The 18,952-nt window shown below is 74.2% G+C and carries 14 protein-coding genes; 6 read left to right on the top strand and 8 right to left on the bottom strand.

What is annotated here, in order from left to right; all coding sequences use genetic code 11:
* Positions 1–54 precede the first annotated feature (54 nt).
* Positions 55–2,274, top strand: coding sequence for a catalase/peroxidase HPI (katG, locus tag ACFV04_RS11390; protein ID WP_380528495.1), 2,220 nt, complete (start codon positions 55–57; stop codon positions 2,272–2,274).
* Between the two features lie 149 nt (positions 2,275–2,423).
* Here the strand turns inward: katG and ACFV04_RS11385 are convergent, their stop codons facing one another.
* Together ACFV04_RS11385 and ACFV04_RS11380 are read right to left on the bottom strand one after the other, a co-directional pair.
* Positions 2,424–3,113, bottom strand: coding sequence for a response regulator (locus ACFV04_RS11385; RefSeq protein ID WP_380345880.1), 690 nt, complete (start codon positions 3,111–3,113; stop codon positions 2,424–2,426).
* Entirely contained in the window at positions 3,110–4,351 is a 1,242-nt protein-coding gene (locus tag ACFV04_RS11380) for a sensor histidine kinase (RefSeq protein WP_380345878.1), read from the bottom strand. Before ACFV04_RS11380 ends, ACFV04_RS11385 begins: the two co-directional genes overlap by 4 nt.
* Before the next feature lie 205 nt (positions 4,352–4,556).
* Between ACFV04_RS11380 and ACFV04_RS11375 the strand changes: the two genes are divergently transcribed.
* Positions 4,557–5,279 carry an ABC transporter ATP-binding protein gene (locus tag ACFV04_RS11375; protein ID WP_380528493.1) on the top strand — a complete coding sequence of 241 codons (723 nt, stop codon included), beginning with the start codon at positions 4,557–4,559 and terminating at the stop codon, positions 5,277–5,279.
* Positions 5,276–7,669, top strand: a complete 2,394-nt coding sequence (locus ACFV04_RS11370) for an FtsX-like permease family protein (RefSeq protein ID WP_380528491.1) — start codon at positions 5,276–5,278, stop codon at positions 7,667–7,669. The genes ACFV04_RS11375 and ACFV04_RS11370 overlap by 4 nt, the downstream gene beginning before the upstream one ends.
* 54 nt (positions 7,670–7,723) lie before the next feature.
* Here ACFV04_RS11370 and ACFV04_RS11365 read toward each other — a convergent pair whose 3' ends face one another.
* Positions 7,724–8,296: a hypothetical protein gene (locus tag ACFV04_RS11365; protein WP_380528489.1), complete on the bottom strand. Its 573-nt coding sequence runs from the start codon at positions 8,294–8,296 to the stop codon at positions 7,724–7,726.
* A 340-nt stretch (positions 8,297–8,636) separates the two neighbouring features.
* Here ACFV04_RS11365 and ACFV04_RS11360 point away from each other — a divergent pair, with 340 nt between their 5' ends.
* The gene (locus ACFV04_RS11360; protein ID WP_350525036.1) at positions 8,637–8,816 is read left to right on the top strand and encodes a hypothetical protein; all 180 of its coding nucleotides are present in this window, start codon (positions 8,637–8,639) and stop codon (positions 8,814–8,816) included.
* Between the two features lie 164 nt (positions 8,817–8,980).
* Positions 8,981–12,247 (top strand): type 2 lanthipeptide synthetase LanM family protein, encoded by a 3,267-nt coding sequence (locus ACFV04_RS11355; protein ID WP_380528487.1) that lies wholly within the window; start codon positions 8,981–8,983, stop codon positions 12,245–12,247.
* Here ACFV04_RS11355 and ACFV04_RS11350 read toward each other — a convergent pair.
* The 5 genes from ACFV04_RS11350 to ACFV04_RS11330 all read right to left on the bottom strand — a co-directional run bounded on the left by ACFV04_RS11350 (position 12,226) and on the right by ACFV04_RS11330 (position 17,945).
* Positions 12,226–12,723, bottom strand: a complete 498-nt coding sequence (locus ACFV04_RS11350) for a DUF6193 family natural product biosynthesis protein (protein WP_380528485.1) — start codon at positions 12,721–12,723, stop codon at positions 12,226–12,228. The genes ACFV04_RS11355 and ACFV04_RS11350 overlap by 22 nt on opposite strands.
* Before the next feature lie 168 nt (positions 12,724–12,891).
* Positions 12,892–13,941 carry a JmjC domain-containing protein gene (locus ACFV04_RS11345; RefSeq protein ID WP_380528483.1) on the bottom strand — a complete coding sequence of 350 codons (1,050 nt, stop codon included), beginning with the start codon at positions 13,939–13,941 and terminating at the stop codon, positions 12,892–12,894.
* An 81-nt stretch (positions 13,942–14,022) separates the two neighbouring features.
* Positions 14,023–15,069 carry a cytochrome P450 gene (locus tag ACFV04_RS11340; protein WP_380345864.1) on the bottom strand — a complete coding sequence of 349 codons (1,047 nt, stop codon included), beginning with the start codon at positions 15,067–15,069 and terminating at the stop codon, positions 14,023–14,025.
* A gap of 128 nt (positions 15,070–15,197) precedes the next feature.
* Positions 15,198–15,326, bottom strand: a complete 129-nt coding sequence (locus tag ACFV04_RS11335) for a hypothetical protein (RefSeq protein ID WP_380528481.1) — start codon at positions 15,324–15,326, stop codon at positions 15,198–15,200.
* Positions 15,327–15,671: 345 nt separating this feature from the next.
* Positions 15,672–17,945, bottom strand: coding sequence for a M9 family metallopeptidase (locus ACFV04_RS11330; RefSeq protein ID WP_380345862.1), 2,274 nt, complete (start codon positions 17,943–17,945; stop codon positions 15,672–15,674).
* A 390-nt stretch (positions 17,946–18,335) separates the two neighbouring features.
* Here ACFV04_RS11330 and ACFV04_RS11325 point away from each other — a divergent pair, with 390 nt between their 5' ends.
* Positions 18,336–18,938 (top strand): superoxide dismutase, encoded by a 603-nt coding sequence (locus ACFV04_RS11325; RefSeq protein ID WP_380345860.1) that lies wholly within the window; start codon positions 18,336–18,338, stop codon positions 18,936–18,938.
* Positions 18,939–18,952 lie beyond the last annotated feature (14 nt).

Raw genomic sequence — 18,952 nt, 5'->3', positions numbered from 1 at the left:
GCCGAAGGCAGCCAGCGAAGACACCGTGATCCGCCTTGTGAGGGAAGGATTCCCATGTCTGACATCCACGATGCAACCGGCGTAGGGGCGAACGCGGAAGGCTGCCCGGTGAACCACGGGCGCGCGCCGCACCCCACCCAGGGCGGTGGCAACCGCCAGTGGTGGCCGGAACGGCTCAATCTCAAGATCCTTGCCAAGAACCCCGCCGTGGCCAACCCGCTCGGAGCGGAATTCGACTACCCGGCGGCCTTCGAAGCGCTCGACCTCCCGGCCGTCAAGCGGGACATCCAGGAGGTGCTCACCACCTCGCAGGACTGGTGGCCGGCCGACTACGGCAACTACGGCCCGTTCATGATCCGCATGGCCTGGCACAGTGCCGGCACCTACCGGATCAGCGACGGCCGCGGCGGCGCCGGCGGCGGTCAGCAGCGGTTCGCCCCGCTGAACAGCTGGCCCGACAACGCGAGCCTGGACAAGGCCCGCCGGCTGCTGTGGCCGGTGAAGAAGAAGTACGGCCGCAGCCTGTCCTGGGCCGACCTGATCGTCCTGGCCGGCAACGTCGCCCTGGAGGGCATGGGCTTCCGGACCTTCGGCTTCGGCGGCGGCCGGGTCGACGAGTGGGAGCCGGACGAGGACGTCTACTGGGGCCCGGAGACCACCTGGCTGGGCGACGAGCGCTACACCGGCGACCGCGAGCTGGAGAACCCGCTGGCCGCCGTCCAGATGGGCCTGATCTACGTCAACCCCGAGGGCCCCAACGGCAACCCGGACCCGATCGCCGCCGCCCGCGACATCCGCGAGACCTTCTACCGGATGGCGATGAACGACGAGGAGACCGTCGCGCTGATCGCCGGCGGCCACACCTTCGGCAAGACCCACGGCGCCGGCCCGGCGGACAACGTCGGCCCGGACCCCGAGGACGCGCCGATGGAGCAGCAGGGCCTCGGCTGGAAGAGCCGCTTCCGCACCGGTGTCGGCGGCGACGCCATCACCAGCGGCCTGGAGGGCGCCTGGACCCCCACCCCGGTCACCTGGGACAACAGCTTCTTCGAGACGCTGTTCGGCTACGAGTGGGAGCTCACCAAGAGCCCGGCCGGCGCCCACCAGTGGAAGCCGAAGGACGGCGGCGGCGAGGGCACCGTCCCGGACGCGCACGACCCGACCAAGCGCCACGTGCCGATCATGCTCACCACCGACCTGTCGCTGCGCCTCGACCCGGTCTACGAGCCGATCTCCCGGCGCTTCCTGGAGGACCCGGACGCGTTCGCCGACGCCTTCGCCCGCGCCTGGTACAAGCTGACCCACCGCGACATGGGCCCGGTCGTGCGCTACCGCGGCCCGGAGGTCCCGTCCGAGCAGCTGCTCTGGCAGGACCCGCTGCCGACGGTCGACTACCAGCAGGTCGGGGTCGCGGACGTGGCCGACCTCAAGCGGCGGATCACCGCCACCGGCCTGTCGGTGGCCGAGCTGGTCTCCACCGCCTGGGCGGCGGCCTCCTCGTTCCGCTCCAGCGACAAGCGCGGCGGCGCCAACGGCGGCCGGATCCGGCTGCAGCCGCAGATCGGCTGGGAGGTCAACGAGCCCGACCGGCTGGCCTCGGTGCTGAGCGCCCTGGAGGGCGTGCAGCGCGAGTTCAACGCGCAGGCGGGCGGCGGGAAGCAGGTCTCGCTGGCCGACCTGGTGGTGCTGGCCGGCGGCGTCGGCGTCGAGCAGGCGGCCAAGGCCGCGGGCCTCGCCGTCGAGGTGCCGTTCGCGGCGGGCCGGGTGGACGTGCCGCAGGAGCTGACGGACACCGAGACCTTCGCCGCGCTGGAGCCCAAGGCCGACGGCTTCCGCAACTGGGTGGGCAAGGGCAACCGGCTGCCGGCCGAGCACCTGCTGCTCGACAAGGCGAACCTGCTGGGCCTGAGCGCCCCCGAACTGACCGTACTGGTCGGCGGCCTGCGGGTGCTGGGCGCCAACCACGGCCGGTCCGCGCACGGTGTCCTGACCGCGACCCCCGGCGTGCTGACGAACGACTTCTTCGTCAACCTGCTGGACCTGGACACCCGTTGGACCGCCACCTCGGGGGACTCGAACACCTTCGAGGCGCGGGACGCCTCGGGCAAGGTCACCTGGAGCGGCACCCGGGCCGACCTGGTCTTCGGCTCGAACGCCGAACTGCGGGCCGTCGCCGAGGTGTACGCGAGCGACGACGCCAAGGAGAAGTTCGTGACGGACTTCGTCGCGGCCTGGGTCAAGGTCATGAACGCGGACCGCTTCGACCTCGCCTGATCCCCGCACGGCGGTGACGGCGGGAGCCCGGGGGCGGTCGACCCCCGGGCTCCCGCCCGTCGTGGCCCCGGCCCCGGCCCCGGCCGACGGTCGGCCGACGGGACCGGCCCGTCGTGGCCCCGGCCCGGACCCACGCCCGGCCCCGGCCGCTACGGCAGCTCGGGCACCGACCCCACGCTGACCAGCCCGGTCTCGTACGCCGCGACCACCACCTGGGCCCGGTCCCGCAGGCCCAGCTTGCCGAGGATCCGGGCCACGTGCGTCTTCACCGTCGCCTCGGACAGCTGCAGCCGGGCGGCGAGTTCGGCGTTGCTGAGGCCGCGGGCGAGCAGCCCCATCACCTCCAGTTCGCGCGGGGTGAGCGTGCCCAGCTCCCGGTGCGGCGCGGCGGCGGTCGGGGCGTCCGGGCGGGCGAAGCGCTCGACCAGGCGGCGGGTGATGGCGGGGGCGAGCAGCGCGTCCCCGGTGCGGACCAGCCGGACCGCGGCCGCCAGGTGTTCCGGGGTGACGTCCTTGAGCAGGAAGCCGCTCGCCCCGGCGGCCATGGCCGCGTACACGTAGTGGTCGAGGTCGAAGGTGGTCAGCATGATGATCCGCGGCGGCTGCTCGGACGGGGCGGCGAGGATCCGGCGGGTGGCCTCCAGTCCGTCCAGGACGGGCATCCGGATGTCCATCAGGACGACGTCCGGTCTGGTCCGGCGGACGGCGGAGACGGCCTGCTCGCCGTCCTCGGCCTCGGCGACGACCTCGATCCCCTCCGACTCCAGGATCAGGCGGAAGCCGGTGCGGACCAGGGCCTGGTCGTCGGCGACCGCCACTCGGATCGGCTGCGCGTTCATGGACTCTCCAACGGGATCAGGGCCGTGACGCGGTAGCCGCCGCGCGGCCGGGGGCCGGTCTGCAGGGTGCCGCCGTAGACGGCGAGGCGTTCGCGCAGGCCGAGCAGGCCGCGCCCGTTGCCGGTGGCGGCGGCGCCGGTGGGGCGGCCGCCGGTGTCGGTGACGTCCACCGTCAGCCGGCCGGGGGCGTACTCGACGGTCACCGCGGCGGCGGCGCCGCCCGCGTGCTTGACGGTGTTGGTCAGGGCCTCCTGGACGACCCGGTAGGCGGCCAGTTCGACCCCGGGCGGTACGGACCGGTGCTCGCCGCGGACGGCGAGCTCGACGGGCAGCCCGGCCCGGCGGACGCCCTCGACCAGTGCGTCCAGCCGGCCGAGGCCGGGCTGGGGGCTGAGGTCGGCCTCGGCGGCAGGGTCCCCGCCGGTCTCCGAATCGATGGTCAACAGGCCCATCACGTGCCGCAGTTCGGTCATCGCCGCACGCCCGCCGGACTCCACCGCGGCCATCGCCTCGCGGGCCTTGTCCGGGGCGGTGTCCAGGATCTTGCGGGCGGCCCCGGCCTGGATCGTCATCATGCTCACGTTGTGGGTGACGACGTCGTGCAGCTCCCGCGCGATGCGCGCCCGTTCCAGCTCCACCGCGCGCCGCAGCGCGGCCAGCTGCGCGCGCTCCAGCGCGGAGAGCCGTTCTCGCCCCTCGTCCACCCGTCGGCGCCACATCCGCAGTTCGTAGGCGACCGCGAACACCGGCACCAGCACCAGGGCGGCGATCACCCCGTTGGGAAAGTGCGGCAGCTTGGCCTCGGCGAAGAGCAGCACCAGCGCGGCGGTCGCGGCCGGGAGGCTGAGCAGCACGGCCGCCGGACGGCGCCCGTACGCGGCCACGCTGTACGCGGCGACGATCACCGCCACGCCCGCCGAGTACGCGATGTCCTGTGACTGGTGACGGACCAGCAGCGCGGCCGGCAGCACCGTCCAGAGCACCGCCAGCGGGTGGCGGCGGCGCAGCACCAGAGGCAGCGGCACCAGCGGGACCAGCAGCAACAGCCCGGTCACCGTGGTCACCTGCGGATTGTCCGCGATGGTGGCGTAGCGACCGCTGCTGACGGCGAGAAAGAGGGCCAGGGCGACGTCGAAGGCCTGGCCGCGCCGGGTCGGCCGGGGCGGCGGGGCGTCGCCCGGGCCGTCGGCCGGGCGGAGCGCCGCGCGCAGCCGCCGCACCGTCGGATGGTTGATCACCGGGACATTGTGCGGGCCGCGGGCCGCCCGGCACAGCCCCGCGGGCGGCGGTGACCGGTACATCCGCCGACTACGTCGCAAGGATGACGCCGCGTCCGGTCCGCCGGGCGCGGTACGGGAGTTGCCGCGGGCGGCGGACGCCACCGGGCGCCGCCCGTCCGTACCGTCGTGCCGACCACCAGGCGGAACGTGCGAAGGAGCGGGGATGAGCGGCGTCCGAGGAGTGACAGGACCGGGGCCGGGCGGCGGCCCGGTGATCGAGCTGAACGGGGTGAGCCGCCACTACGCGGGGGCCCGGGCGGCGCTGGACGGAGTCACGCTGAGCGTGCGGGCGGGGGAGTCGGTGGCCGTGCTCGGGCCGTCCGGGAGCGGGAAGTCCACGCTGCTGAACCTGGTGGCCGGACTGGACCGGCCGAGCGCCGGGACGGTCACCGTGGCCGGGGTCCGCGTCGACCGGCTGGGCGAGGCGGCCTCGGCCCGCTACCGGCGCGCCACCATCGGCATGGTGTTCCAGTTCTTCAACCTGCTGGACGACCTCACCGTCGCCGACAACGTGGTGCTCGCCGGTGAACTGGCCGGCGTGCCGCGCACCGAGGCCCGGCGCCGGGCCGGCGAACTGCTGGAGTCGCTCGGGATCGACCGGCACGCCCGCGCCCACCCGGGCCGGCTCTCCGGCGGTGAGCGCCAACGCGTCGCGGTGGCCAGGGCGTTGATGAACCGGCCGACGCTGCTGCTCGCCGACGAGCCGACCGGTGCGCTGGACTCGGCCTCGGGCGAGGACGTCAAGGAGCTGTTCCGGGACCTGCACGAGGAGGGCCAGACCGTCCTGCTCGTCACCCACGACCTGAGCCTGGCCGAGGACTGCGCGACCCGCACGGTCCGGATGCGCGACGGCCGGGTCGAGGCGGACTCGGAGGTCGCGGCGTGACCGCGCTCGGACGGGTCGTGCGCGCCGGGGTCCGCAGGCGCCGGACCCAGTCGGTCGCGGTCGGGCTGGCCGCGATGGTGGCGACCACCTGCTCGGTCCTCGGCGGCTCGCTGCTGGTCGCCTCCCAGGCCCCCTTCGACCGGGCCTTCGACCGTCAGCACGGCGCCCACCTCACCGCGCGCTTCGACGGCACCAGGACGGACGCCGGGCAGCTCGCCGCCGCCGTGCACGCCGCCGGGGTGACGGCCGCCGCCGGGCCGTTCCGCACCGTCACCGTCGACCCCGAACCCGGCCCGGGAACGGACGCGGGCGTCCCGCCCGGCCTGACCATGGCGCCGATGACCGTCACCGGCCGCGTCCCGGCCGCCGCCGACGTCGACGACGTCGACCTCCTGCAGGGCAGGTGGCCCGAGCAGCCGGACGAAGTGGTGATCGACACCGGGTACCGGAACCAGCAGGCGGACATCGGCGGCACGCTGCGCCTGCCCGGCCTGCCGGGAGCACCGGTGCTCAAGGTCGTCGGCCTCGCCCGGTCCGTCAGCCGCACCTCCGACGCCTGGGTGACCCCGGACGCCGTCGCCGCCCTCACCGCGCCCGGCGACACCCCCGGCTACGCGCTGCTCTACCGCTTCGCCCGGGCCGGCACCGCCGACGAGGTGGCCGCCGACCGCGCCGCCGTGGCCGCCGCCGCGCCCGCCGGCTCGCTCACCGGCGCGCAGTCCTGGCTCACCGCCAGACAGGGCTCCGACCGCAACACCGCGCTGTTCCTGCCGTTCATGGTCGCCTTCGGCCTGCTCGGCCTGGCGATGTCCGTCCTGGTGGCGGGCAACGTGGTGGCCGGCGCCGTCGGCACCGCGACCCGGCGGATCGGCGTCCTCAAGGCCCTCGGCTGCACCCCCGCCCAGGTGGTGCGGGCGTACGTCGCCCAGGCCCTGGTCCCGGCCGCCGCCGGCACCCTGCTCGGCGTGGTCGTCGGCAACCTGCTGACCGTCCCGGTGCTCGCCACCACCGGGCAGCTCTACGGCACCACCACCTCCGGCATCGCGCCCTGGGTCGACGTCGCGGTGGCGGGCGGCACCCTCGCCGCCGTCGCGCTGACCGCCTGGGCCGCCGCCGCCCGTGCCGGACGGCTGCGCACGGTGGATGCGCTCGCCGTCGGCCGGACGACGGGCGGCACCCGGCGGGACGCCGTCGCACGACGCGCCGCCGCGCTGGCCGCCCGGCTGCCGCTGCCCCGGCCGCTGAGCCTCGGCCTCGCCCAGCCCTTCGCCCGCCCGGCCCGGGCCGCCGGGACGCTCGCGGCGGTGCTGTTCGGCACGGCGGCGGCGGTGTTCGCCGTCGGTATGGGCGGCACGATGGCCTGGGTGCAGGAAGCGAAGAACCACGACGTCGCCGACGTCCTGGTGCACCCCCAACGGCCCGACGCGCCGGCCGCGGGCCGGCCGGCCCCGGTGCCCGGGCCGGTCGCGGCCGACCTGGCCGTCGTCACGGCGGCGCTGGCCGCCCAGCCCGGCACCGCGTCCTACTACGGCACCGGCGTCGAGGACGTCACCGTGCCCGGCGTCGCCGGCGACACCACGGTGACCGCCTTCACCGGCGACAGCAGCCGGGCCGGCTACCGGATGGTGTCCGGCCGCTGGTACCGGGGGCCGGGAGAGGCCGTCGCACCCGCCACCTTCCTGACCGAGGCCTCGGCGAAGCTCGGCGACCGGGTGACCTTCACGACCCACGGACGGGCCGTCACCGTCCGGATCGTCGGCGAGGTCTTCGACCCCCACGCGCAGACCGACGAACTGTTCACCGACGCCGCCACCTTCCCGCCCGGAACGGCTCCCGCGCCGGCCGTCTGGTTCGTCGGCCTCAAGCCCGGCACCGACCGCGCCGCCTTCGCCACCGCCGTCAGCGCCGCACTCGCCCCCGCCCACATGACCGCCGAGGCCGACGCGCCGCACGGCTCCAGCGACGTGATCCTCGCGATGCGGTCCCTCACCGCCACGCTGACCGCGCTACTGGTGGCGGTCGCCGGACTCGGGGTGTTCAACACCGTCGTCCTGGAGATCAGGGAACGCCGACGGGACACGGGTGTCACCAAGGCGATCGGCATGACCCCGGCGCAGACGGTGGCCGCGGTGCTCGCCTCGGTGGTCCTGGTCGGCGCCGTCGGCGGCGCGCTCGGCCTGCCCGTCGGCCTTCTGCTGCACCGGGTCACGGTGCCGGCCATGGGCCACTCCGCCGGGCTGAACTTCCCGGCCTCGGCGCTGGACGTCCTCTCCACCCCGCTGCTGGCGTTGCTCGGACTGGGCGGCGTGCTGATCGCGGTGCTCGGCGCGCTGCTCCCGGCCGTCCGGGCGGCCCGGGCGAGGACGGTGGACGCCCTGCGGGCGGAGTGACGGCGGTCGCGGGAGGCCCGGGTGGCGGCGGGCGGCGCGCGCCGGACGGCGCGGTCAGGCCTTGCCGGGCCCCTCGGCGGGCCCGTCGGCGGGCCCCTGTGCCGTGGGCTGGTGCTCCTTCGAATGCTCCGCAGCCCGCTGCTCCCCGGCCTTCTTCTCCGCCGCCCGGACCTGCTCGGTGAACGTGTGCGCGTCGATCCGCTCGACCGTCGCCCCGTGCCGGGCGGCCAGGTCGTCGGCCGGGCCGGGCGAGGCCTCCCGCATCTCCAGGACGACCAGCGCGCCACCGTCCGGCACCCGGGTCGAGAGCACGATCAGCGCGGCGCCGGCCTCGGACGCGTACCGCTCCTCCGCCGCGTTCCCGAGGGCCGCGCCCGCCGCGAAGCCCAGCAGCATGCCGACCGGCCCGGCGAGCAGCCCGACCAGCCCGCCCAGCAGGCCCGAGCCGACGGTGGCGACGCCCGCGCCCCGGGTGAAGGTGTCCTTGATGTCGAGCACCCCGTCGGTGCTGCGCTCCAGCGCGGCGGCCACCCGCAGGCCCGGCAGGTGCTGCGCCTCCTCGAAGGCCGGGCGCCAGTCGGCGGCATCGGGGAAGGTCAGCAGGACGGCGTTGTGCTGCTCGCTCATCGCACTCCGATCGGGCCGGGACTGGCGGGTGGCCGGGCCTCCATCGTCACCCTGGGTGCAGGGCGGTGCCACAGGAGGGCGGCGTTCAAACCTCAGCCGGGGTTCACCCCGTGGCAGCCGTCCGGCTTTCGGACAGGTGTGCGGGGGTCTGTGGGGCCGAGTCGCGCGAACGGGCCGGACGTGGCCTGGGGGAACGGGGAGGAGGGCGCCGGGCGGACGCTATTTCGATCCTGGCCGAAATCGGAACCGGTGATGCGCGAGCCCTGGTGTGACGGGTGGGCCGCTGTCAGGATCCCGACCCGGCACACCCGTGCCAGACCGAACGCTTGGAGGAGGCACCATGCAGCCCACGGCTGAGCAGGTTCGCGCGCTCAAGGACGAGGACTTCCGGCTCACCCTCGGTCAGGGCCACCAGGTCCACCCGGCCGGCGAGCCGACGGACGAGCTCTACGTGACCGCGGCCGTGCAGGCGAGCACCTGCGGCGGCTGGTCGAGCTGCGGGCACGTCTGCAGCTTCTGACACCGGAGCCGACGCGGCCGCCGGTCCTACCGGCGGTCCGCGTCGGTCCGTGCCGCACCCTTCGGAGGCGGCCGTCCAACAGCGCTGTGCAACGCAACGCAGCACAGCACAGCGCAATGCAGTGCCGGGCAGCCCAGCCCAGAGCAGAGAGGCAGCACCGCCCCGTGGCCGACGCGTCCGAACTCCTCCGGGCTGCCGCCCGAGCCGTCCCGCTGTCCGCCCGCGGCCCGGTGCCGGAGGGCGGCGCCCTCGAACAGGAGGCCGTCGAACGGGCCGGCCGGAAGCTGGACCGCTGGCGGGCCCAGGCGCCGTTCGACCGGGACGGCTGGTTCGAGAGTCGCCTCGCCGCCGACGGCCTCGACCCGGAGGCCCTGCGCGCCCTCCTCGCCGAGCATCCGGACGCGCTCGCCGACCGCCTCGGGGTGCCCCCGTGGGCCGAGCGCCTCGCCGCCGCGTTCCACCGCCACGCCCCCGCGGCCGCTCCGGAGGGCCAAGCCGCCCCGGCCGTACCGCCCGCCCCGGCCGTACCGCCCGCCCTGGCCGTTCCCGAGGAACACGCCTTCGCCCGGCTCGTCGCACCGCTGCTCGCCGACGCCCGCGACCGGCTGTGCGCCGGGATCGCCGCGCTGGACGCCCCCGCGCTCGGCACCCCCGAGGACCTGACCGCGCTCGCCCTTCCCGCGCTCACCGCGACCGTCCACGGGATGGCCACCCGGACCGTCATCACCGAGCTCCATGTCGCCCGCCTCACCGGCGAGTCGACCGGCGAGACCCCCGAGCTGCGCTACCGCGACTTCCTGGACCGGCTCACCCGCCCCGAGCGGGCACTGCACCTCCTCGCCGAGTACCCGGTCCTGGCGTTCCGCCTCGTCACCGCCGCCGAGCAGTGGACGGACACCACCCTCACCCTGTTCCGCCGGCTCGCCGCCGATCTGCCCGCCCTCACCGCCACCTTCGCGGACGGCCGCCCGCTCGGCCGGCTCGCCGAACTCACCACCGGTCTCGGCGACCCGCACCGGGGCGGCGCCACGGTCGGCTCGCTGCGCTTCGAGCACGGCGTCCGGATCGTCCACAAGCCGCGCCCGTTCGGCGCCGAGACGCACTTCCAGCAACTCCTGCACTGGCTCAACCCCCGGCTGCGGCTGCCCCTGCGTGACCTCGCCCACCTGCCCGGCGACGGCTACGGCTGGGTCGCCCACGTCACCGCGGAACCGGCCCGTGACGAAGCCGAGTTGAGCGACTTCTACCACCGGGCCGGAACCCTCGCGGCGCTGATGTACGTCCTGGACGCGGTCGACTGCCACGCCCAGAACCTGCTCGCCGTCCGCGACCAGCCCGTCCTCATCGACCTGGAGGCACTCCTCCACCCCGACCTGCACGAGCCCGCCAAGGACCTCTCCGAGTCCGAGCGGCTCGCCCGCCACCGGGCCCGGCACTCGGTCCTGCGCTCCGGCCTGCTCCCCGAACGCATGTGGGACGAGGGCAACGGCGGCACCGACCTCTCCGCCCTCGGCTGGGACCCGGCCAGCCTCCCGCCCCGGCCCGCCCCCGTCCTCGTCGGCCAGGGAACGGACGAACTGCGCCTGGAGTACCGGAGGTTGCCCGTCGAAGCGCCCGGCAGCCGTCCGGTCCCCGCCGGGCAGCCGCTGCGACTGGCCGACCACCTCGGCGCGCTGGAAGCCGGATTCACCGAGGCCTACCGGCTGCTGGCCGCCGACAAGGACCGGCTCCGCACGCTGCTCCGGGCGTTCGCGGGGGACGAGACCCGGCTGCTGCGCCGCGACACCTTCGAGTACCGCAGCCTCCTCAACACCGCCTGCCACCCCGACCTGCTGCGCGACGCCCTCGACCAGGACCGCCACCTCGACCGGCTCTGGGCGCTCGCCGCCTGGGAGGAGCACGCCCTCGCCTTCGTCGCCCACGAGCGCGCCGACCTGTGGCGCGGCGACGTGCCCGTCTTCACCGTCCGCCCGGACGGCGTCGACGCCCGCTCCGCCACCGGCGCCGTCATCCCCGGTGTCACCGACCGGCCCGCCCTGGACCTCGCGCTCGCCAAGGCGGACGGCCTCGGCGAGGAGGACCTCGCCCACCAACTCCAGCTCCTGCGGCTGTCGGTGACGACGGCCGACGGTGCTCGCGAGCCGCGCCGGACGGGCACCGTCGATGTGCGGGACCTACCCGCCGAGGCCGGCGAACTCGACGGAGCGGGCGAGGCGGCCGGGCCCGACGAGGCGGCAGGGCTCGCCGGCCGTGCCCTCGCCAAGGCCGTCGAGGCGGGCGAGCAGCTGCTCCGCGAGGCCCACCGGGGCAGCGCCGACCTCGCCTGGGCCGGCCCCAACTGGACGCCGCCCGGCCGCTGGGCCCCCGCCGAACTCGGCCCGGACCTCTACAGCGGTACCGCGGGCATCACGCTCTTCCTGCACCAGCTCGCCGTCGTCACCGGGGACCGGTCGCACGGCGAGGCCGCGCGCGCCGCCGAACTGACGCTCCGTCGCCAGATCCGCCGCCGTGCCGACCGGCTCGGCGGCGGGCTGGCCGGGACGGGCGGCGTGCTCTACGCCCTCGCGCAGTTCGCCGCCCACCACCCCGACACCGAACTCGACGACCTGGCCGGGCTGGTGATCGGCCGGATCGCCGCCGCCGCACCCGAGGACACCCTCCACGACCTGCTCTCCGGCAACGCGGGTGCCATCGGCGGCCTGCTCGCCTGGGAGGCCGTCCGGCCGGGCCCGGCGGTCACCGCCGCCCTGGCCGCCTGCGCCGAACGCCTGGCCCGGTCCGCCGCCCCGCACCCCGAGGGCGGCGTCGGCTGGCTCCCCGCCTCCCTCGCCGGGGCCGCCGACCGCCCCCTGGCCGGGTTCGCCCACGGCGGCTCCGGGATCGCCTGGGCCCTCGCCCGCGCCGGCCGCCGCCTCGGCGATCCGGCGCTGCCCGAACTCGCGCTCGCCGCGCTCGACTACGAGCGCACCCTGTTCGACCCGTCCGCCGCCAACTGGCGCGACGTCCGCGAGGACGGCGGTCCGGACGGCCCCTCCTTTCCCGCCCTCTGGTGCCACGGCGCCTCCGGGATCGCCCTGGCCCGGGTCGAACTCGCCGAACTCCTGCCGGACGGAGCGGAGTTGCTGCGCAAGGAGCGGGACACCGCGCTCGACACGGTTCGCCGCGAGGGCTTCGGCCTCAACTTCTCGCTCTGCCACGGCGACCTCGGCAACCTGGAGACCCTCCACCTCGCCGGCGTCCCCTGGCACGCCCGGGCCCGCGCCACCATGGACGCCCTCGACACCCGCGGCTGGGTCTGCGGGCTCCCGCACGGCGTCCACAGCCCGTCCCTCATGGTCGGCCTCGCCGGCATCGGCCACGGCCTCCTCCGCCTCGCCGCCCCGGCCCGCGTGCCGTCCCTCCTCGCCCTTCACCCGCCGGTGGCTCCCTGACCGGCCCCGGCTCGGTTCCCCTTCTCCTCGACCCGGTCGACCACCGGTCCGAGGTCCGGCGGGAGGTGCTCGACGACCAGCGCGACGGCCGCCTCCGGGCCGGCCGGACTGCCGAGCGGGTCGTGGCCGGACGGGGGGTGGACGCGGTAGACCCCGCCCCCCATCGGCTCCACGAACGGGTTGCCCTCGTCGGTCCACGGGGAGGTCGTCGAGCGGCTGAACCGCAGGGTGTAGTGGCTGGTCCAGGGGTAGAGCCGGCGCAGCCGGGGTTCGGCGTACGCCGCCCGCAGCAGCCGGACGAGGTCGACGCATTCACTCCCTGGACCGCGCCCGTGGGTGCGTGCGGTCGATTCCCACCGGGGGATCACCGTCTGCCACCGTGCCTCCACCGCCGCGTCCGGACCGATCGCGCGGGCGGCGGCGACGTCCGGCATCGCGGGCTTGGGCGGGATGTCGTTCTGATCGTCGGATCGCATGCCGAACAGTCTGCCCGTCCCGTTCGGGAACGGACAGCACGGACTCCTCCGTGATCGACCGCCACCAACTCGGCGTTCCCGGCTCGGAATCGCCCGGATCGAGGGACACCCGCCGGGACCCGCCGGACGAACGGCGGCCCGGTGGCCCGGCGCCCCGCCGGACCGGCGTCAGTCGGCGGCGCGGGCAGCGTCGCGCAGCCGGCGCCAGGTGCGGCCGACGGACCCCAGCCCGGCGCGTCCGGTGCCGGGGCCGCCGGTCTCCCAGGCCTGGGCCGTGCCGGCGAAGGTCTCCGGCTCCGTCGCGGTGCCGGGCCCCCTCCGCGCGGCCGGTGCGTCCGGCGAGGCCGGCTGCGCGGAGGAGGGCCGAGCCGCCCGGGCGGCGCGCAGCAGGTCCCCGGGCTCGACCGTGTCGAGCCGCGTCCTGGCATGGCCGAGCAGGGTGGCGCAGGCGTCGGCGATCGCGGCCTGGCCGAGCGGTCGTGCCGGGAGGTCCAACCCCTCGGCGAGCCGGCGTGCGAGGGCCGTCCGCAGGTCGTCCAGGGAGAGGTCGCGGACGGTCAGCGACAGGTGGGCGGACAGCCCGCCGGCGCCCACCGCGCGGTGGGCGAAGCCGCGCGGGACGTAGAGCACGTCGCCGGGTTCGAGGACGCGGCGCAGGCGTTGCGGCGAGTGCTCGTCGTCCGGGAGTTCTCCGAGGGACCAGTCCGGTGTGGCCGGCGCGTCGTGGACGTACCAGGTCTTGCGTCCGGCGGTCTGGAGGACGAACACGTCGGCGTCGTCGCGGTGCACCGCGAGGCCCTGGCTGCCGGCTGGGGTGAGGAAGAAGAACGCCTCGACGCGCCGGTCGAGTTCCTCCGACAGCCGGGTCACCAGCTCACCGGTCGGGCGGTGCCACTGGTCGACGCACCGCAGCAGCAGCGTCGCCCCGGTGCGCAGGCGGGCGAGGACCTTCGCCCGGTCGGCGAAGCCCTCGTACGTCACGCCGTTGACGACGCGCGGGGTGGTGAAGGCCTCGGCCGGGACGGTGACCTTGTCGGAGCGGACCATCTCCAGGTAGGGGGTGCGCAGCAGCCCTCCGTCGAAGGCGTCGTCCAACGCGTCGAGGTCGAACGGCGGGGCGGGGGCCTGCGGGGTGAAGACCGCGGGCTCGCGCTGCCACCGGTGGTCGGCGAAGCTCTCGACGTCGCCGACCCAGTGGGCCAGCGTGGGCGATTCCATGGTGTGTCCCGTGGTGTCAGGGGGTTCGGTTCTCACGGTCGGCGGTCGGCGGTCGGCGGCTTCCGGCCCGGAGCCGCCGGGTCAGGCCCCGGTCGCCGCGTCGAACCGCACGGAGAGCAGGGAGCGCAGGGGGACGGGGGCGTCCCGGTGCGGTCCCCGGATGACGAGGCCGTTGTCGAAGGCGACGGTCAGCAGGCGTTCGGCCAGCGGGACGACCAGGTGCTTGGCCCAGCAGCGCGCGCCGTCGAACCCGAACGGCATGAAGGCGGGCGTCTTCTCGGGGTCCGCCACCCCGGTCCACCGTTCGGGCCGGAACTCCATCGGGTCGGACCAGTAGTCCGGGTGCCGGTGCATCAGGAGCGGGAACAGCGCGACGTCGTCCCCGGGGCCGATCTCGGGGTGCAGTGCGGTGTAGGCGTCCCCGCCCTTGCGCCACAGCATCCACGCGGGCGGGAGCAGCCGCAGGGTCTCCCAGAGGGCGGCGGTGAGGTCGGCGGGGGCCGCATCCCGCTCCTCGCCCCGCTGCTCCCGTTCCTGCCGCAGCAGCCACAGGGCGTTGCCGGCCAGTGCGGCCACGCCGTCGCAGAGGGTGGCCGTCGCCCGCCGGTACATCGCGATGGCCTGCTTGCGGTCCAGGGGGTCGGAGGCTCCGCGGATCAGTCCGGCCAGCGCGGTCGACCGTCCTGCGGCCTCGGAGCCCGGCCGGACGGTGACGGCGCGGTCGACGATCCGGGAGAGCGTGTCGGAGCGGGTGACGCCGCGCTTGGACAGCAGGGAGATCGGCAGCGGGTCGGACGCGAAGAGCCAGCGGCGCAGGTAGGAGGTGGACGCGTAGGGCCAGGCGCCGGCGAGTGCGCGGGCCGGGGGCGGCGGTGTCCGGATGCCCGCCATGACGTCCTGTCCGAGCGCGCGGATCGTCCGGGTCGCGCTGTCGTGGGGGATGTCGGCTCCCGCGGCCGGCTTGTAGACCGAGCGCTCGTCGGACCGCACGGGGCGTGCCGCGACGACGTCGGCCAGGAGCCGGCAGTCGGCGACGCCGACCGTGGCCGGGTCGATCCGGAATACCTTCTCGGTCCGGTCCAGCAGGTCGCGGATTCTCGGGGCATAAACCAGGGAATGGTTGCGCACGGCGGCCGGCGCCATTTCTTCCACGAGTTCCCTGCCTTTGTCGGAATGTCGGTGGCGTGCGTTCGTGCCGCGCCGTCGGGTGGGGGACGCGGCTCGGCCGCGCCGCGCCCCCACCCGTCAGCGGTGCATCAGATGACGTGCAGGACCCAGGCGTTGGCGGCGAGGTCCTCGTCCTTCTTGAACTTCTTGACGATCGCCTTGATCATCTTCATGGCTTTCTCCAATTCGTGGTTGTGGGTGCGACGCAGGGTGCGCACCGAGCCGTGAAGCGAATCGGTAATTCCGCTGGCGGACTCCGAAGCGCTTCATTCGTGCCTGGACCCTAACCGACCGTTCGGTGTTTCGACACCCCTCGGACAGAAGATGATCGGATCTCTATGGAATGTTGACGGCCCATTCTTGGGGGAATTGTTATAACCCTGATCCGGAACGTCCGCGGGTGGGGGGAAGATGGCGGTATGGAGCTGAGGACCGAGGCCACCGGCCTGCCCGGCGGCGGGAACGCCAGCGGGAACGGCGGCGGGAACGGCTGAGGGCCCCGCGTCGCCGCGGGGCCCTCCGGTGCGTACGGGAGCGCTCGGTCGCCCGAGCCTCCCGGTCGGTCAGTTGTAGCTGGTGGTGACGGTGACGCCGCCGAAGCCCTGCTGGCCGTAGAGGCTGAAGTACACCCAGCCGGACGGCGGGTTGGCGATGGTGAGGGTCTCGTTGTTGCCGCCCGCGGTGGACTTGGCCTGGTACGAGCCGGTGGTGGCCCAGGCGCCGCCGTTGTAGTAGAGGTCGGCGTTGCCGGTGCCGCCGCTGGTGGTGATGGTCAGCTGCTGCACGCCGGCCGGGAGGTACAGGAAGCTGTAGCTGTAGTTCCCGGTGGTGGCGGCCACGCCGTCGCGGCGGCAGTTCTTGTCGAACTGCCGGGCGTCGGCGGCGGTGCACAGCGGCGCCTGGGAGGTGGGCAGCGAGCCGCAGTTGTCGGCGGCGCAGGCCTTGAGCCAGGTGGCGAAGTCGGCGTCGTACCGGGTGCCGATGGTGGTCTTGAGCAGGGAGCGGGCGCCGTTCCAGTCGCCGACGCGGTACTTGGCGAGCAGCGCGTCGACGTCCTGGGGGTGCGACTGGAGCATGTAGCGGACGGCCAGGTAGCCCCAGTTGTAGATCCGGGTGGAGTCGGCGTTGTCGTAGGTGCTGTCGAACAGGGTGCTCAGCGCGTAGGTGCCCTTGCCGGCCTGGGCGACGGCGTCGTCGTAGTGGACGCCCCGGTAGCTGTAGGAGACGTACTCGGCCAGGCCCTCGACCCACCAGACGGTCGGGGTGGTCATGCCGGCGTCGAAGTCGCCGTAGAAGTCGTAACGGCCGTCGAGGTAGTGGGTGTACTCGTGGTTGAGGTTCCAGATCTGGAACTGGGGGCGCAGCCAGGAGGCCTCGTGGGCGATGAAGCGGGCCTGGTTGCCGGCGACGTCGGGCTTGCCCTCCTCGTACATGCCGCCGTTGTCCACGGCGATGTTGTACATCTCCCAGGCGTAGAGGCTGTAGTTGTAGTAGTCGTCGAAGACGACGACCTCCAGGCTGGTGTTGTTGTCGTTGGCGACCGGGCCGTTGTCCTTGACCACCTTGTGGAAGTACGCGTCCTGGTTGACCAGGCTGGTGCAGGTGTCGGCGAGCTGCTGCGCGGTCATGTCCTGGGCGCGGATGCGCAGGTTGGCGTTGCAGGTGTGGTCGACGGTGAGCACGAGCGGGACGAGCCTGGCCGGGACGTCACAGGTGCCGTAGTAGGAGCAGTTGCCGCTGTCCTTCTTCTCCGCGAACCAGAGCAGGTTCATGGTGAGCGGGCCGGTGTTGCCGACCAGCGGGTAGCGGTTGATCAGGTCCTTGAGGATCGGGCGGCCCTGGGCGCGCAGCGCGTCGTTGGCGACCAGGTTGCCGAGCTGGATGCCGATCGAGGTGACCGGGTCGGAACCGTTCAGCTGGGAGCTGTTGCGGGTGACGAAGCCCGCCATGCTGGTGGCGAAGGAGGGGTCGGCCTGCAGGGCGGCGGTGAAGGCCGGCAGGTCGAAGCCGCGCTCGATGACGGTCTCGGTGTTGGCGACGGCGGTGGCCATCGAGCCGGTCCAGGCGCTCGAGTAGCCGTCCAGCAGGCGCTTGACGACGCCGGTGTAGCGGGCGTTCTCCTGGGCGCTGTCGATCAGGGTGACGGCCTCGGCGAGGGTGGCACCGTTGGCCTCGGTGACGTCCTTGCTGTGCGGGGCGGCGAAGAAGCCGTCCAGCCCACCACGGATGGCGGTCTGCAGGGTGGCGCCGTACGGGCCGACGGCGTCCTTGTTGTTCCACTGGACGTAGTAGCCGGCGCGCAGGAAGAGCACCAACTGGCCGACGGAGGTGGAGTCGTCGCCGGGGTAGGCGGCGGAGGCGTCGCGCAGGGCGTTGGCGACGCTGACCATCTGGGCCTCGTTGAAGGCGGCCTTGGCGTTGGTGCCGGTCAGGGTGAACAGCGAGTTGACGCAGTCGAGCCCGGCGGCCTTGACCTGCTGGACCAGTGCGGCACCGGTGTTGCCGGTGAACGCGGAGACGTCGCAGGCGTTGGCGGCGGCGGTGAGCTGCTTCGCCGTCCTGGCGGCCCCGACGGTGCTGCCCGCCGTCGGGGCGGTGGCCTTGGCCTGCGGGTCCGAGGCGAGGGGGCGCGCGTCCTTCGGTGTGTCAGGGGACTTGGGGACCGGGATCGCGTGCGGCACGGCGGCCTTGGCGGCGGGTGCGGCGGTCTTGGCCTGGGGACCGGCGGTGGGAGCCGCCTGGGCCTGCGGTGCGAAGAGTCCGAGGGCGATGAAGAAAGCGGCGCCGAGCGCAGGGAGTCTGCGCGCGTTCGCCTTCGCTATCCGGAAGGGACGCATGTGTGGGGGCCTCCGGGGCCGTTGAGGGAGGTCGTGCGGTGATTGGGGCGCACGGGTTCCTGATGTGTGACATGTAAAATGGCACACGGGTTGACGCGGAGGGAAGCCCCGGGAACGGATTTGCCGCCGGCCGAAACCGAAACGTTGTCAGGTCCGTTGCAGGCCTCGGCCGGAAGGGCCGGGATCCCGGCGTTGCCGGCGCCCCCGAGGGGCCCGCGCCCGACGTCGGCGGCGCCCCTGCGGGACCCGTACCCGGCGTCGGCGGCCGTGGTGCCCGATGTGACGTGCGGAATAAGCGGGAGCCCATACTTCGCTCCTGCAAGTCATACGCAATAGTGTTGTCCCGGCACGATCAGCATCGTTCAACCCGCCGAAAGGGGCCGTGTCCTGATGGGCACCTACACGCTTCCCGACCTCCCGTACGACTACTCCGCGCTTGAGCGGGCGATGTCGGCCGAGATCCTGGAGCTGCACCACTCCAAGCACCACGCCGCCTACGTCAAGGGCGCGAACGACACCCTGGAGCAGCTCGCCGAAGCGCGCGACAAGGAGCAGTTCGGCGGCCTGGTCGGCCTGCAGAAGACCTTCGCCTTCCACCTGTCCGGCCACGTCCTGCACTCGCTGTTCTGGCAGAACCTCTCCCCGGAGGGCGGCGACCGCCCCGAGGGTGAGCTGGCCGACGCCATCACCGAGCACTTCGGCAGCTTCGAGACCTTCAAGAAGCAGCTCACCACCGCGACCACCGGCGTCCAGGGCTCCGGCTGGGGCATCCTCTCCTGGGAGCCGCTCGGCGAGCGCCTGATCGTGGAGCAGGTCTACGACCACCACGGCAACGTGGGCCAGGGCACCACCCCGCTGCTGGCGTTCGACGCCTGGGAGCACGCCTACTACCTGCAGTACCGCAACGTCCGCCCGGACTACGTCACCCGCCTGTGGGACGTCGTCAACTGGCAGGACGTCTCGGCCCGCTTCGCGGCCGTCACGGGCGCCTGACCGCCGGCCCCGGG

The organism is Kitasatospora sp. NPDC059599, from assembly GCF_042735125.1.
Lineage (GTDB): Bacteria > Actinomycetota > Actinomycetes > Streptomycetales > Streptomycetaceae > Kitasatospora.
Note: the sequence above shows the minus strand (reverse complement) of the source record. Positions and strands in the feature narration are given on the sequence as shown.

What these genes read in the sequence shown, in the direction of transcription:
- katG (WP_380528495.1), top strand. Translation starts at nt 55, where the DNA reads ATGTCTGACATCCACGATGCAACCGGCGTAGGGGCGAACGCGGAAGGC.
- ACFV04_RS11385 (WP_380345880.1), bottom strand. Translation starts at nt 3,113, where the DNA reads ATGAACGCGCAGCCGATCCGAGTGGCGGTCGCCGACGACCAGGCCCTG.
- ACFV04_RS11375 (WP_380528493.1), top strand. Translation starts at nt 4,557, where the DNA reads ATGAGCGGCGTCCGAGGAGTGACAGGACCGGGGCCGGGCGGCGGCCCG.
- ACFV04_RS11365 (WP_380528489.1), bottom strand. Translation starts at nt 8,296, where the DNA reads ATGAGCGAGCAGCACAACGCCGTCCTGCTGACCTTCCCCGATGCCGCC.
- ACFV04_RS11360 (WP_350525036.1), top strand. Translation starts at nt 8,637, where the DNA reads ATGCAGCCCACGGCTGAGCAGGTTCGCGCGCTCAAGGACGAGGACTTC.
- ACFV04_RS11350 (WP_380528485.1), bottom strand. Translation starts at nt 12,723, where the DNA reads ATGCGATCCGACGATCAGAACGACATCCCGCCCAAGCCCGCGATGCCG.
- ACFV04_RS11345 (WP_380528483.1), bottom strand. Translation starts at nt 13,941, where the DNA reads ATGGAATCGCCCACGCTGGCCCACTGGGTCGGCGACGTCGAGAGCTTC.
- ACFV04_RS11330 (WP_380345862.1), bottom strand. Translation starts at nt 17,945, where the DNA reads ATGCGTCCCTTCCGGATAGCGAAGGCGAACGCGCGCAGACTCCCTGCG.
- ACFV04_RS11325 (WP_380345860.1), top strand. Translation starts at nt 18,336, where the DNA reads ATGGGCACCTACACGCTTCCCGACCTCCCGTACGACTACTCCGCGCTT.